The organism is Flavobacterium sp. GW823-FHT06G12 (genome assembly GCF_058794775.1).
This window is the reverse complement of sequence record NZ_JBXAHE010000002.1, coordinates 456,495-470,182: the sequence shown is the minus strand read 5'-3', so window position 1 is coordinate 470,182 and position 13,688 is coordinate 456,495. Positions and strand designations below refer to the sequence as shown.

Sequence of the window (13,688 nt, the reverse complement as noted above, 5' to 3'; positions counted from 1 at the left end):
AAAGTTAAATGTTAGAATTTAAACAATTCGGGCATAATCCAGATAACGTAAAATTGATTTCGTTAACTTTATAATTGTGTGGCATAATATAACTCGGTTTTACACTTTCAAGACAAGTTATCTCATGACAATTCTCACAGCTAAAATGAGCATGGTTATGAATGTGTACACGCTGATGCGAATGATTGCATTTGGCATATTTTACGGTCCCGTCTAGATTCGAAATTTTATGAATGACATCTTCATTAACTAATCGATCTAGAATTCTGTAAATGGTTACGCGATCGCACAAATCATTTAATTGTTTTTGAATTTCGGTATGCGAAAGAGCGGTCTTAGATTTCTCAAACACCTCTAAAACGGCCGTCTTTGCTGCGGTATTACGTGTAGTTTTCATTTTTTACGGAATTAAAAATTAAACGCAACTTAGTTGCAATTAATAAAATTGTATATATTTGCAACAAAATTGCATTAAGCAAAAGTACACATAATGAAGAAAATAAGCACATCCTTTTACGATATTTTAGGAATTTCGAGCGCAACCATTTGTTTGGTCCATTGCTTGATTTTTCCTCTTTTAACGATTCTTCCTTTAGGTTTGAGTCACAACCCAATTATAGATTTACTATTTGCTTCGATAGGTTTATTTGCAATTCTCAAAATTATAAAAAAATCAGCTCTTTTGGTATCGTCCATTTTAGTTGTTTCAATGGCTCTAATTTGGATTAGTATTTTGACAGAACTCTTTTTCGAAATTCATCTTGATTTGATCTATTTTGGTGGAATTGGAATGATCATCGGGCATTTAATCAATTACAAATTACATAAAAAACAAAATCATTAAAAATAGAAATATGGAACAGAAGCATTTTGAAGTGATTATTGTTGGCGGCAGTTATAGCGGATTGTCTGCAGCAATGAGTTTAGGACGTTCTTTGCGCCAGGTTTTGGTTATTGATAGCGGTTTGCCTTGCAATAGACAGACACCACATTCGCATAATTTTATTACACAAGACGGTGAAAAACCAGCTGTTATTTCGGCGAAAGCCAAACTGCAAGTTGACATTTATAAAACCGTTCAATTCTATAACGGATTAGCTGTACAAGTTATTAAAACAGAAAACGGTTTCGAAATCACGACCGAATCTGGCAATATTTTTACTTCGAGAAAAATATTGTTTGCAACTGGAGTTAGAGATTTGCTTCCAGAAATTGAAGGTTTTGCTTCATGCTGGGGGATTTCGGTTTTGCATTGTCCGTATTGTCATGGTTATGAAGTTAAAAATGAAAAAACGTCCATTATTGCCAATGGAGAAATGGGGTACGAATATGCCAAACTGATTTCAAACTGGACAAAAGACCTTCGCTTGTGTACTAATGGAAAATCAGAACTGACTGCAGAACAAACAAAAATGCTTAAAAATCATGGTGTTCTAATTTTAGAAGAAGAAATAGATTCTTTAGAACATAATGATGGCTATGTTTCGAACATCATTTTCAAAAATGGAGAAAAAGTTGAGGTAAAAGCTATTTATGCGAGACCAGCGTTTGAACAGCATTGTCCTATCCCCGAAACTTTAGGATGTGATAGCAGCGAACAAGGATTATTGAAAGTAGATGCCATGCAGAAAACTAATATTTCTGGCGTTTTTGCAAGTGGCGATTGCACAACGCAAATGCGATCTGTAGCAATTGCGGTTTCTACGGGCTCTTTTGCTGGAGCGGTGATTAATAAAGAACTTATTGACGAAGATTTTTAGTCAATAGAAAAGAATGTTAAACCACATAAGTTATATAAGTTCATTTTAGCACTAACTTAAATTAGCTTATATAACTTATATGGTTTAAAAAAATGTAACATCTTGAATTCAATCAGTTTGAAAATTTTTGTTTTAAGAATAAATATTTGTCAAATTTAATTTTTAGTTTTGTCTAAATTTAATTTTATAATAATGAAATATTTATTTTTGACAATATTAATAATTTTAGCTAAAAGCCTTTATTCCCAAAATATATCTGGAAAAATAGCAACATCAATTCCTGTTAGTCAAGAAATTAAAGTTAGTTTGTTAAATACAAACTTTAAAGCTCAAACAGATTCTTTAGGAATTTATCATCTTCAAGATATTCCAAAAGGAACTTATAAAATACATGTAACCTCTGCAGGATTTAAACCGATAACTCAAAAGATTTTAGTTTTAGAAAATGAAAGTTTGAATTTAGATTTTGAACTAGAAGAAGATCAAAATGAATTGAACGAAGTTGTCGTTTCTGGAACTTTAAAACCTGTAAAACGATTGGAAAGCGCCGTTCCGGTTGAGGTTTATTCACCAACATTCTTCAAGAAAAACCCAACGCCAAGTATTTACGATGCGCTTCAAAACATAAATGGCGTTCGTCCGCAGTTAAATTGTGGTGTTTGTAATACAGGAGATATTCACATAAACGGACTCGAAGGTCCATACACTTTAGTAATGATTGATGGAATGCCAATAGTGAGTAGCCTTTCGACGGTTTATGGTTTGTCGGGAATTCCGAATTCTTTAGTCGAACGAATTGAAATTGTAAAAGGTCCAGCGTCGTCGCTTTACGGAAGTGAAGCCGTTGGAGGTCTGATTAATATTATTACAAAAAATCCAACGACAGCACCGACTTTTTCAGCCGATTATTTTACAACTTCTTATTTTGAAAGCAATCTCGATTTGGGAACGAAGTTTAATGTCGGTAAAAAAGCGACTTCTCTTATTGGATTAAATTACTTCAACTACGATCAGGTTATTGATAAAGACAAAGACAATTTTACCGATGTAACGCTTTCTGAACGTATATCGGTTTTTAATAAATGGAGTTTTAAGCGAAATTATAATCGTCTTTTTACCATTGCAGCACGCGGAATGTATGAAGATCGCTGGGGCGGAGACATTCGCTGGGAGAAAAAATACCGTGGAGGAGATGAAATTTATGGTGAAAGTATTTATACCAAAAGAGCTGAGTTAATTGGAAGTTATCAATTGCCTTTTGAAGAAAAACTGATGCTCTCCTTTTCTGGAAATGTGCATTATCAAGACAGCCGTTACGGTACAACATCTTATATCGCCAATCAGAAAATTGGATTTTTGCAATTGACTTGGGATAAAAAAATTGGAAGAAATGATTTGTTGGCAGGAATTGCCAGTCGATATACATATTATGACGATAACACAACTGCAACAAAAGAAGCCGAAAATACTTGGCTTCCAGGAATTTTTGTTCAAGACGAAATTACCTTTTCTCCAAAAAGTCAGGTTTTGCTAGGAATGCGTTATGATTACAATTCGATTCACGGATCTATTTTTACACCAAGATTTGCTTACAGATTTAAGGCAAACGAAAACACGATTTTTAGGTTAAATGCTGGAACTGGATTCAGAGTTGTGAATTTGTTTACCGAAGATCATGCTGCTTTAACAGGTTCTAGAGATGTTATTATTAAAAATGATTTGAAACCGGAAAAATCTGTAAATGTGAATTTAAATTACATTCAGAAAATCAATTTTGGGAATGGAACGTTTATGGGGATTGAGACGACTGTTTTTTACACGAGATTTAGCAATAAGATTATATCAGATTATGAAACAAATCCAAATGAGATTATTTACGACAATATTGATGGTTATGCCTTAAGTCAAGGAATTAGCACTAATATCGATCTTAATTTTCCATCGGGGTTAAAATTTATTGTTGGAGCAACGGTTTTAGATAATAAAAATGTCGAGAATGGAATTTCAGAAAGACCGTATTTGACGGAGAATTTTACAGGAACTTGGAGTATTTCGTATAAAATTCAGCCTTGGAACTTGTCAATGGATTATACCGGAAATGTTTACAGTCCGATGAAATTGCCGTTGTTGAGTGAAACCGATCCAAGAAGTCCGAAATCACCTTGGTATAGTATTCAGAATATTCAGTTTACCTATTCGGGTTGGAAAGATTTTGAAGTTTATGGCGGAATCAAAAACCTGCTTAACTTTACTCCAAAACAAAATAATCCGTTTTTGATTTCGAGAACAAATGATCCTTTTGATAAAAATGTGCAATACGATTCTGCAGGAAAAGTTCTAGTTACACCAGATAATCCGTACGGTTTGACATTTGACACGACTTATGTTTACGGGCAGAACCAAACAATTCGAGGATTTTTGGGATTGAGATATACTTTTAGATGATTTTTTATAGCCACAGATTTCACAGATTTAAAGGATTTTTTACTTATTTTGATTGCATTTGTTAGGCTGAGCGAAGTCGAAGCCCTTTTCCAATTGGCGTACCCTTTGACTTCGCTTAGGATGAAAAAGTAAAATCCGTTTAATCCTTCTAATCTGTGGCTAAAAAATAAAAAAATGAAAAAGCTATTTTTCTTCATAATTCTTTTCGGAATAACTTCAACAGGATTTTGCCAATTAAAAAGCAGAACTTTTGAAGAAATAGATAGCTTGCAACGAATTCAAAAACGAAAAATCATTGTTTTCATTCATACCGATTGGTGTCAGTTTTGCCAGCGAATGAAGGCTACAGCTTTTAAAGATCAAGAAATTATAGAAAAACTAAACTCCGATTTCTATTTCATTGATTTCAATGCTGAAGAAAAACGAAATATTACGTTTGCTAACCATATTTTCAAGTATCAGCCTTCAGGAAATAATGTTGGCGTTCATGAACTGGCTTTAGAATTGGGGAGAATAAACAACCAAATGTCATATCCCATTTTATGTGTTCTGAATGACAAGAATGAGATTGTCTTTCAGTACAACAATTATTTAGCATTAAAAGATTTTAAACTGTTATTAGAAAATCTGGAAAAGTAAATTTTCTTATTTTTGAGAATGAATTCTTCGCAAATCCGACATTTCGACTACATCTTTACAGGAACAGGACTCGCATCTTTGATGACGGTTTACAAAATGATTTTGTCTGGAAAGTTCTCCGATAAATCGATTTTACTTCTTGATCAGGATTCAAAGAAAATGAATGACAGAACTTGGTGTTTTTGGGAAAAAGAAGCTTCTATTTGGAATCCGATTATTTCAAAAAAATGGAATTCAGCTCTTTTTGCTAATCAAGATTTTAATCGCCATTTGGCTCTAAAGCCTTATCAATACAATCAAATTAAAGCAATTGATTTTTATAATTTTGTTTTTACGGCACTTTCCCAATATTCAAATATTACTTTTTTAAACGAAAAGGTAACTGACATTAATGAACTCGAAACGCATGTTTTTGTTGGTACTGAAGAAAACCGATACACAGGTGATTATCTTTTAAATAGCATTTATACTAAGGCTTTCGCCGAAAGGCAAAACAAATATCCTGTTTTGCAACAGCATTTTGTGGGTTGGTTTGTGAAATCAAAAGAAGAAGTTTTCAATTCAGAAGAAGTCACTTTTATGGATTTTTCGGTAGAACAGAAAGGGAATACGCGATTTATGTATGTTCTGCCAACTTCAAAAACCGAAGCTTTGGTTGAGTATACTTTGTTTTCTGAAAACTTGCTTGCCAAAGAGGAGTACGAAAATGAGATTAAAATCTACTTGCAAAAGCTTGGAGCGTATCAATATGAAATTACAGAAAAAGAGCACGGAAGTATTCCGATGACGTGTTATCCGTTTTGGAAAAAAAATACTAAAAGAGTACTTAATATCGGAACTGCGGGCGGCTGGACAAAAGCCAGTACAGGTTATACTTTTAAAAACTCGGATAAAAAATCTTCCAATTTGGTGGAGTTTATTCAAAGCAACGATTTTAAAATGAAGAACTTTCAAGGAAAGTCTAAGTTTTGGTTTTACGATTTATTGCTTTTAGATATTCTTTATCGACATAACGAATTGGGAAGTTCTATTTTTTCATCATTGTTTAGAAAAGGAAATCCCGAACTGATTTTTAAGTTTTTAGATGAAGAAACAAATCTTTTTGAAGATCTTCAAGTGATCCTAAAATGCCCGAAAGTGCCATTTATAAAGGCTTTATTTAAAGTTGTTTTTAAATAAAAACAGACAGAATTTAGGCTTTCAACTTTATGATTTTTCAACTTTCAAGTAAATCGATTGAACTATAACAAAACTTTATACTTCAAATTAACTAGTTGCGAGTAAACTTTGTAACTTTGCAGTTCAAAAAGTACAATTTAAAAGACAAAAAATATGTATCCACTAGACATGGTAAAACCAATGGAAGCTGAATTAACAGCTGCAGGTTTTCAAGATTTACATAGTGCTGAAGCTGTTGAGAATGCTATCAAAGCTGAAGGTACCACTTTAGTTGTTGTAAACTCTGTTTGCGGGTGCGCTGCAAGAAATGCACGTCCGGGAGCAAAAATGAGTTTGGATAATGCTAAAAAACCAGATCATTTAATTACTGTTTTTGCAGGCGTTGACAAAGAAGCTGTTGATGCTGCAAGACAACATATGTTCCCATTTCCTCCATCTTCGCCATCTATGGCTTTGTTTAAAAACGGAGAATTGGTTCACATGTTAGAGCGTCACCACATTGAAGGACGTCCAGCTGAATTAATTGCTGAGAATTTACAAGACGCGTTTAACGAGTTCTGTTAATTCTAAAGATACTAAGTTGCTAAGATTCTGAGATACTAAGTTTAGGATTGAAGTGACAATGATTTAAAAACAAAAAGCACTATGAAAATAGTGCTTTTTGTTTTTTATGCGTTTCAGTTCAAAAAACTTAGAACCTTAGCAGCTTAGAATCTCAGAACCTTAGAGGTTCCATCCTCCGCCAAGTGCTTTGTACAATTCAACCATTGAACTTAATTGTCTTTCAGATAATTGTGCTAGACTTAACTGTGCATTGAATAGGTTGGTTTCTACATCTAAAACTTCTAAGTAAGAAACATAACCGCTGTCATATCTTTCGTGAGATAGTTTAAAGTTTATTAAAGCCGCTTGCACTTGTCTATTGCGGGCTTTCCATTCTTCTTGATAAGTTCTAACGTTTTGTATAGATTGTTCTACTTCAGAAACAGCACCAATATAGGTTTGTTGATAAAGAAATTTGAACTGTTCTGCTTGTTGTCTGTTTATTTCAACTCTTCTTTTGTTTTTTCCGAATGCAAATATTGGTCCCGCAATTCCGCCTGATGCATTTTGCATATAAGAGCTTCCTAAAAATAGGTTACTCAAATCGGCACTGGCAAATCCGGCAATTGCAGCTAAATTGATAGATGGAAAACGCATTGCCTGAGCTACGCCAATTCTTTCGTTTGCTGCTGCATATCTTAATTCAGCCGCTTTTACATCGGGTCTGTTTTCTAATAAGGCAGACGGAATTGATAACGGAATTTTGCTGACTATCTGTAACTCGGTATTGCTTTTTCCTCTCGGAATTTCAGTAGGTAGCTGACCTGTAAGCAACGCAATCGCATTTTCTTGATAGGTTATTTGTCTTTCAATATTAGGAATTGCTGCTTCGGCAATGGCAACCTGCTGTTCAATCTGTACTTTGTCCACTTCTGAGATGTATCCTTTTTCAAATCTCTCACTTATAATTTGATAGTACTTCTCTCTTGTTTCAAGAGTATGCTTGGTTATTTCCAGCTGATCATCAAAATTTCGCATCTGAAAATACGCTATTGCAATATTGGCAACGATATCAGACAATATTACTTTACGAGCTTCTTCTGTAGCTAAAAGTTCATCTTTGACAGCATTGTTTTCATGGCGAAATTTTCCCCAGAAGTCAAGTTCCCAAGACATACTTGCTCCAGCGGTCGATGGAGTAATGTATTTCTTGTTGCTGTTTATAGTAGCTCCATATTGAAAAGCTGGAAATAAATCGGCTTTGGAATACCCTAATTCAGCACGAAACTGTTCAATTCTTGAAACTGCAATTTTTAAATCGTAATTATTCTCAAGACCTTTTTGAATAAGACCTTTTAAAACATCATCATTAAACAAATCAAACCATTTTAAGTTGGTTACCGAAGCGAGACTGTCTAAATTTCTTTCGTTTTTATAAGAATCTGATTTTAACTGCTCAGGTTTTTTATATTTTGGTCCGACCATACATCCCACCGGAAGTAAGGAAACAACCAATACAATAACGATTATTTTATATTTCTTACTCATGGTCTGTAGTATTTGATTCTACATTGTTTTCTCCTTCTACGATTGTTTCCTCTTTCTTATGTCCAATTCTTTCAATCATAACAAATAGACCTGGTACAATTAATACACCGAGAACTGTAGCGATTAACATTCCGCTAAATACGGCCATTCCCATTACAATACGGGCTTGAGAACCTGCACCTGTAGCGGTTAATAAAGGCACAACTCCAAGAATAAAGGCAAAAGCAGTCATCAGAATCGGGCGAAAACGAAGTCTTGCCGCATACATTGCCGATTCGTAAAGCGGTTTTCCTCTTTCGTATTCTTCTTTGGCAAACTCAACAATAAGAATGGCATTTTTTGCCACTAATCCGATAAGTAAAACGAGTCCGATTTGGGCAAAAACGTTGTTGACATAAGCATCACTTCCAAATCTTGCCAAAAGAAGTCCTAAAAAGGCTCCAAATACTGCAAAAGGCGCTCCAAGAAGTACACTAAATGGCAGCTTCCAACTTTCGTATTGCGCGGCTAGAATTAAGAATACAAAGACTAACGCCATGATGAATACAGAAGAACCTCCAGGCGAATGCTTTTCCTGATACGATAAGTTGATGTAATCGAAACTCATGTCTGCAGGTAAGGTCTCTTTGGCGACTTCTTCTAATGCGGTCAGAGCCTGCGAGCTACTATAACCATCATTCGGACTTCCTCCAATTTCTGCAGATCTAAATAAGTTTAAACGATTCGTAAAATCGGGACCAGATACTTTAGTCGCCGTAACCAATGTCGAAACCGGAAGCATATCTCCTTTATTATTTTTTACATAAATCAGGTTTAGATCTTCTGGTTTTACACGATTGACAGCTTCTCCCTGTACATAAACTTTATATTGACGACCAAATCGGTTAAAATCATTCACATAACTTCCTCCCAAAAAGGCACCGAGCGCTTCGGTAACTTTAGAAACAGGTATTCCTAATTTCATGGCTTTATCATTGTCGATATCCAATTTAATTTGTGGTGTACCAGCATTAAAAGTGGTGTAAATTCGTTTAATCTCAGGACGCTGTTGCGCGGCAGCAATAAATTTTTGTGTTTGTTCTGCTAAGTATTGAGGCGTATTTCCTCCTCGGTCTTGCAGCATCAAACTAAATCCGGCTGAAGCACCAAGACCCTGAATTGCGGGTGGACCAAATGAAAAACAAGTCGCAGTTGTAATTTGAGTGGCTAGTTTTTTATTGAATCGGTCTACAAACTGTTTAGCCGTTTCTGCTCTATCTTCCCAAGGTTTTAGGGAAATAAATATAAAAGCATTATTTGGCTGATAAGAGTTTGTCAACATACTAAATCCGTTTATCGTGGTATAGGATAAAATAGATTTTTCTTCTTTAAGGAAACTATCTACTTTTTTCGATATTTCATCTGTACGTTGTAATGATGATGCAGGTGGCAAGGCAATATTTACTAAAACATATCCTTGATCTTCTTCTGGAATGAATCCTACAGGAATCTTTTTGCCTAAAAGCACAATTGAAACAAGAATAACAGCTAGTAAAACAACAATACGCATTGCTTTTTTGGCGAAAAATGTTGCTCCACCAATATATTTTCCTGTAACATTTTCGAAAACCTTATTAAACCAAGTAAAGAATTTGGCAAGCCATCCTTTTTGCTGATCAATAGGTTTTGTAGGTTTTAATAGCATGGCACAAAGTGCCGGACTTAAAGACAAAGCACTAAATGCCGAAAAGGCGACCGAGACGGCAATGGTTATGGCAAATTGCTGATAAAAACGTCCCGTAATTCCGGGTGTCATAGCTACTGGAATAAAAACGGCACATAGAATTAATGCAATCGCTATTACTGGTCCCGAAACCTCTTTCATTGCTTGAACTGTGGCCTCTTTAGGGGTTTTTCCATGCTCGATATGATGTATTACAGCCTCTACAACCACAATCGCATCATCGACCACGATACCAATTGCGAGTACTAATCCTAAAAGTGAAAGGGTATTGATCGAAAATCCTAACATTGGGAAAACGGCAATGGTACCAATAAGCGAAACGGGAACGGTAATTAACGGAATTAAAGTAGCGCGCCAGTTTTGCAGGAATATAAATACTACTATAATAACCAATATAATAGCTTCAAAAAGAGTGTGAACAATATCATCAACCCCTGCAGTGATAGCAAGTGTTGTATCTAAAGATTCTTGGTATTCGATGTCTTGCGGAAATCTTTCAGACAATTGTTTCATGGTGGCTTTTGCAATTTCTGCCACCTCGAGAGCATTACTTCCTGGCATTTGGTACATAGCAATAACGGCACTTGGAGAACTGTTTCTTCTGGCTGTTGAGCTGTAATTTTCGGTTCCTAATTCGATTCGGGCAATATCGGCAAGTAAAACCTGTGCTCCATCTTCTTTGCTTCGAACTACGATGTTTCCAAATTCTTTTTCGGTTACCAAGCGGTCTTGAAGTGTTACACCATATGTAAATTCAGTATTAGGAGGCGCTGGTTCAGCTCCAAATTTTCCTCCTGGACTAATCATGTTTTGTGCGTTTAGCGCATTTTTTACATCTTCAACCGTTACGCCGAGTTTACTCATCATGTCAGCTTTTAGCCAAATACGCATTGAGTAATCACTACCTCCAAAAAGTGCAACTTCTCCAACCCCTTTGATACGAGCCAGCTGGTCAACGACATTGATACTTGCGTAGTTATTTAAAAATTTAGCATCGTATTTCGGATTGGTAGATGTAATGGTAAACAACATCATTGGAAACGAAAGTGATTTTTTTACCACAACACCCTGTTGTTTTACACTTGATGGCATAAAAGGAGCAGACTGGTTTTGTCTGTTTTGCGTAAGCATATTAGCGTTGTCCAGATTTGTTCCTACGTCGAAAGTTACCTCGATAGTACAAGCACCATCAGAAGTGTTGATCGATTTCATGTACAACATGTTTTCAACACCGTTTACCTTTTGCTCAATTGGAGTTGCAACTGCTTGTTCAACATTCAGCGCATTTGCTCCAGTAAAAGAAGTGGTAATTTTTACAACTGGCGGATTAATATCCGGATATTGCGAAATAGGTGTTTTTTGTAATGCCAGTAATCCAAGTATCACAATAATAATACTAATAACAATGGCAACAATTGGTCTTCGGACGAAAAATTCTCCCATAATAGTATGTGATTTAGATTACTTTGCAGCTACAGTTTCTGGATCGCCCAATTGCCATTGAACGATTTTTGGGGTAATGACACTTCCATTCTTCAACAAAGAAGTACCTCCCATGGCTATCTTGTCGCCAGGTTTTAATCCATCTTCAATAATATATCCGTTTTTAACGGTAGGGCCTGGTTTTACAATTTGCATTTGCACTTTATTGTCATTACCTACAACATATACTTGATAAATTCCTTGAATTTCAATAACTGCGCGCTGCGGAATTACGATCGCTTCTTTACGAATATCGGTAAGCAAAGCAATTTTTACATATTGGCCAGGACGCAGTAATTTATCTGGATTAGGAAAAGCGGCTTCAAAAGTGATGGCTCCTGTAGAAGGATCAATTTGTCTGTCGGCAAAACTTACTTTTCCGGTATGCGGATAAGTGGAACCATCAGATAGTTTTATGGTAACACTTGCTCCAGAGCCTTTTAAAGGAGAATTTGGTTTGTTGAATTCTCTAAAAAGACGCAAAAATTCCTGTTCGCTTATTGTAAATCGAACTCTCACATCTCCTAGATCAGAAATTGTATTTAGAACTGACAAAGGCCCAGGCTGTACATAATCGCCTACTCTTACTTTTGATAAACCAATTAATCCTGAAATTGGTGCCAAAATTTGACAATAACCCAATTCAATTTTAGCATTTTGAACAGAAGCGTCGGATGCTTTAATCTGTGCCAATGAAGCATTGTACGCCGCTTTTGCAGAAACCAATTCTCTTTGGCTGACAGCATTCATTTTTGCCAACGGAGTAATCATATCCAAATCTGATTTGGTTTTAGATAATCGTGCCTGCGATTCTGCGGCAACTCCTTGAGCTTCGTTAAGTTTCGCTCTATATGGTAAAGGGTCAATTGTATAAAGAACCTGTCCTTTCTTAACAAAACTTCCTTCTTTGAAGTTCATGCTTTCAATTATACCATCAACTCGCGGGTTAATTTGTATATCAGATTGACCAAAAGTCTGCCCCGTATATTCAGATTCTAATTTTACATCTTGCTGTAAAACCGTTGTGACTGAAATTTCTAATGGTTTGGGGCTTGGTGGTGTTTCTTTTTTGCAAGAAAACATCAATAGACTTAGTAAAATTGCGGAGGAGTAGATTTTGTTCATTGTTAAATTCTTTAGATAAAATTCATTAAACACAACTAACTAAAAACCAGTAAAATGCATAGCTAAGTTAGCGTTTTTTTAGATAGATGGATATATATTGTCTGAATTTTGTTAATTTTAGTTAAAACTTTATGTATCTGTCTATCAGTTTATAGTGGTAAATGAGATGAAGTGCTATTTAATGCCGATAAAATGCATTTTTTGTAAGATTAATTTATTCTGTAGACAAGTAATAATAATTCAAAACTTTTGTAATCATGTCAAAAAATAACAAGAAAAAACACAAAAAAGAGGAGAGGGATGATAATGATTTAAAAAAATTAACTAAAAAGGAATTATTACATCGGGCAAAAAAATTTTCTGAGCAATATTGTGTTGGAGACGATAAGAACTTTACATTAAAAGGTAAACCAACTTCTTATTCTATAGAAAATGACAATATCTCAGTTCGAAAAACATTAAAAATGGGAGTTAAGGCTCTAGCTGCCATGCAGGATATTTTGTATGCGCAAGATAAGTGGTCTGTTCTTATTATTTTTCAAGCTATGGATGCTGCTGGAAAAGATGGTGCTATAAAGCATGTAATGTCAGGAATAAATCCGCAGGGTTGTCAGGTTTCTTCTTTTAAAGGGCCCAGCTCAGAAGAATTAGATCATGATTATTTATGGCGTTGTCAAAAGCACCTTCCAGAAAGAGGCAGAATAGGAATCTTTAATCGTTCTTACTATGAAGAAGTATTGGTGGTTCGTGTTCATGAACAAATATTGAGAGGGCAAAAACTTCCTGAGAAATTGATCACCAAAGACATTTGGGATAATCGTTTTGAAGACATTCGAAACTTTGAAAGATATCTGAATAGAAATGGAACAGTGGTCATTAAGTTTTTTCTAAATGTTTCTAAAGAGGAACAAAAAAGAAGATTTATAGAAAGAGTCGATAACCCTGATAAAAACTGGAAATTCAGTGCAGCCGACGCCAAAGAGAGAGGCTATTGGGATGATTATATGCATGCGTATGAGGAATTAATTAAAAACACATCGACCAAAAAATCGCCTTGGTACGTAATTCCTGCCGATGATAAGTCTTATGCTCGAATTGCGATTGCTTCTGCAATTATTCATGCTTTAGACGAAATGGATCTGGAATATCCTAAAGTAAGTCCAGAGAAAATTGCAGAACTCAATGAGGTTAAGAAAGCATTGTTAGAAGAGAAAGAGTAACCTTTTGCAGCTATAAACATTCAT

The 13,688-nt window shown here is 35.2% G+C and carries 11 protein-coding genes; 7 read left to right on the top strand and 4 right to left on the bottom strand.

The genetic code is table 11. The features are described from left to right. Nucleotides 1–4: 4 nt before the first annotated feature. Nucleotides 5–397, bottom strand: coding sequence for a Fur family transcriptional regulator (locus AC1Q5Z_RS08970; RefSeq protein WP_198855137.1), 393 nt, complete (start codon nt 395–397; stop codon nt 5–7). A 93-nt stretch (nt 398–490) separates the two neighbouring features. Here AC1Q5Z_RS08970 and AC1Q5Z_RS08965 point away from each other — a divergent pair, with 93 nt between their 5' ends. The 6 genes from AC1Q5Z_RS08965 (at nt 491) to AC1Q5Z_RS08940 (ending at nt 6,587) form a co-directional block, all read left to right on the top strand. Beyond that, nucleotides 491–844: a MerC domain-containing protein gene (locus tag AC1Q5Z_RS08965; protein WP_198855138.1), complete on the top strand. Its 354-nt coding sequence runs from the start codon at nt 491–493 to the stop codon at nt 842–844. Between the two features lie 10 nt (nt 845–854). After that, entirely contained in the window at nt 855–1,760 is a 906-nt protein-coding gene (locus AC1Q5Z_RS08960) for an NAD(P)/FAD-dependent oxidoreductase (RefSeq protein WP_492444423.1), read from the top strand. Nucleotides 1,761–1,952: 192 nt separating this feature from the next. After that, on the top strand, nt 1,953–4,205 hold the full coding sequence (locus AC1Q5Z_RS08955) for a TonB-dependent receptor (protein ID WP_492444421.1): 2,253 nt from the start codon (nt 1,953–1,955) through the stop codon (nt 4,203–4,205). Nucleotides 4,206–4,379: 174 nt separating this feature from the next. Beyond that, nucleotides 4,380–4,844, top strand: a complete 465-nt coding sequence (locus AC1Q5Z_RS08950; RefSeq protein ID WP_198855141.1) for a thioredoxin family protein — start codon at nt 4,380–4,382, stop codon at nt 4,842–4,844. Nucleotides 4,845–4,862: 18 nt separating this feature from the next. Next, nucleotides 4,863–6,023 (top strand): lycopene cyclase family protein, encoded by a 1,161-nt coding sequence (locus AC1Q5Z_RS08945; protein WP_492444419.1) that lies wholly within the window; start codon nt 4,863–4,865, stop codon nt 6,021–6,023. A gap of 153 nt (nt 6,024–6,176) precedes the next feature. Continuing rightward, the gene (locus tag AC1Q5Z_RS08940; protein WP_111284876.1) at nt 6,177–6,587 is read left to right on the top strand and encodes a BrxA/BrxB family bacilliredoxin; all 411 of its coding nucleotides are present in this window, start codon (nt 6,177–6,179) and stop codon (nt 6,585–6,587) included. Nucleotides 6,588–6,746: 159 nt separating this feature from the next. Here AC1Q5Z_RS08940 and AC1Q5Z_RS08935 read toward each other — a convergent pair whose 3' ends face one another. The 3 genes from AC1Q5Z_RS08935 to AC1Q5Z_RS08925 are packed head-to-tail and all read right to left on the bottom strand — an operon-like array spanning nt 6,747 to nt 12,444. Next, on the bottom strand, nt 6,747–8,114 hold the full coding sequence (locus AC1Q5Z_RS08935) for an efflux transporter outer membrane subunit (protein ID WP_343584721.1): 1,368 nt from the start codon (nt 8,112–8,114) through the stop codon (nt 6,747–6,749). Next, a complete protein-coding gene (locus AC1Q5Z_RS08930) occupies nt 8,107–11,280 on the bottom strand; it encodes an efflux RND transporter permease subunit (RefSeq protein ID WP_281634292.1) in 3,174 nt (1,057 codons plus the stop codon). Before AC1Q5Z_RS08930 ends, AC1Q5Z_RS08935 begins: the two co-directional genes overlap by 8 nt. A gap of 18 nt (nt 11,281–11,298) precedes the next feature. Then, the gene (locus tag AC1Q5Z_RS08925) at nt 11,299–12,444 is read right to left on the bottom strand and encodes an efflux RND transporter periplasmic adaptor subunit (protein WP_198855145.1); all 1,146 of its coding nucleotides are present in this window, start codon (nt 12,442–12,444) and stop codon (nt 11,299–11,301) included. A gap of 257 nt (nt 12,445–12,701) precedes the next feature. Between AC1Q5Z_RS08925 and AC1Q5Z_RS08920 the strand changes: the two genes are divergently transcribed. Continuing rightward, the gene (locus AC1Q5Z_RS08920; RefSeq protein ID WP_343584726.1) at nt 12,702–13,664 is read left to right on the top strand and encodes a polyphosphate kinase 2 family protein; all 963 of its coding nucleotides are present in this window, start codon (nt 12,702–12,704) and stop codon (nt 13,662–13,664) included. The last annotated feature ends 24 nt before the right edge of the window (nt 13,665–13,688 follow it).

Bases quoted from the DNA above. Each gene is read 5' to 3' on its own strand.
- AC1Q5Z_RS08970 (WP_198855137.1), bottom strand. From the start codon at position 397: ATGAAAACTACACGTAATACCGCAGCAAAGACGGCCGTTTTAGAGGTG.
- AC1Q5Z_RS08965 (WP_198855138.1), top strand. From the start codon at position 491: ATGAAGAAAATAAGCACATCCTTTTACGATATTTTAGGAATTTCGAGC.
- AC1Q5Z_RS08960 (WP_492444423.1), top strand. From the start codon at position 855: ATGGAACAGAAGCATTTTGAAGTGATTATTGTTGGCGGCAGTTATAGC.
- AC1Q5Z_RS08955 (WP_492444421.1), top strand. From the start codon at position 1,953: ATGAAATATTTATTTTTGACAATATTAATAATTTTAGCTAAAAGCCTT.
- AC1Q5Z_RS08950 (WP_198855141.1), top strand. From the start codon at position 4,380: ATGAAAAAGCTATTTTTCTTCATAATTCTTTTCGGAATAACTTCAACA.
- AC1Q5Z_RS08945 (WP_492444419.1), top strand. From the start codon at position 4,863: ATGAATTCTTCGCAAATCCGACATTTCGACTACATCTTTACAGGAACA.
- AC1Q5Z_RS08940 (WP_111284876.1), top strand. From the start codon at position 6,177: ATGTATCCACTAGACATGGTAAAACCAATGGAAGCTGAATTAACAGCT.
- AC1Q5Z_RS08935 (WP_343584721.1), bottom strand. From the start codon at position 8,114: ATGAGTAAGAAATATAAAATAATCGTTATTGTATTGGTTGTTTCCTTA.
- AC1Q5Z_RS08930 (WP_281634292.1), bottom strand. From the start codon at position 11,280: ATGGGAGAATTTTTCGTCCGAAGACCAATTGTTGCCATTGTTATTAGT.
- AC1Q5Z_RS08925 (WP_198855145.1), bottom strand. From the start codon at position 12,444: ATGAACAAAATCTACTCCTCCGCAATTTTACTAAGTCTATTGATGTTT.
- AC1Q5Z_RS08920 (WP_343584726.1), top strand. From the start codon at position 12,702: ATGTCAAAAAATAACAAGAAAAAACACAAAAAAGAGGAGAGGGATGAT.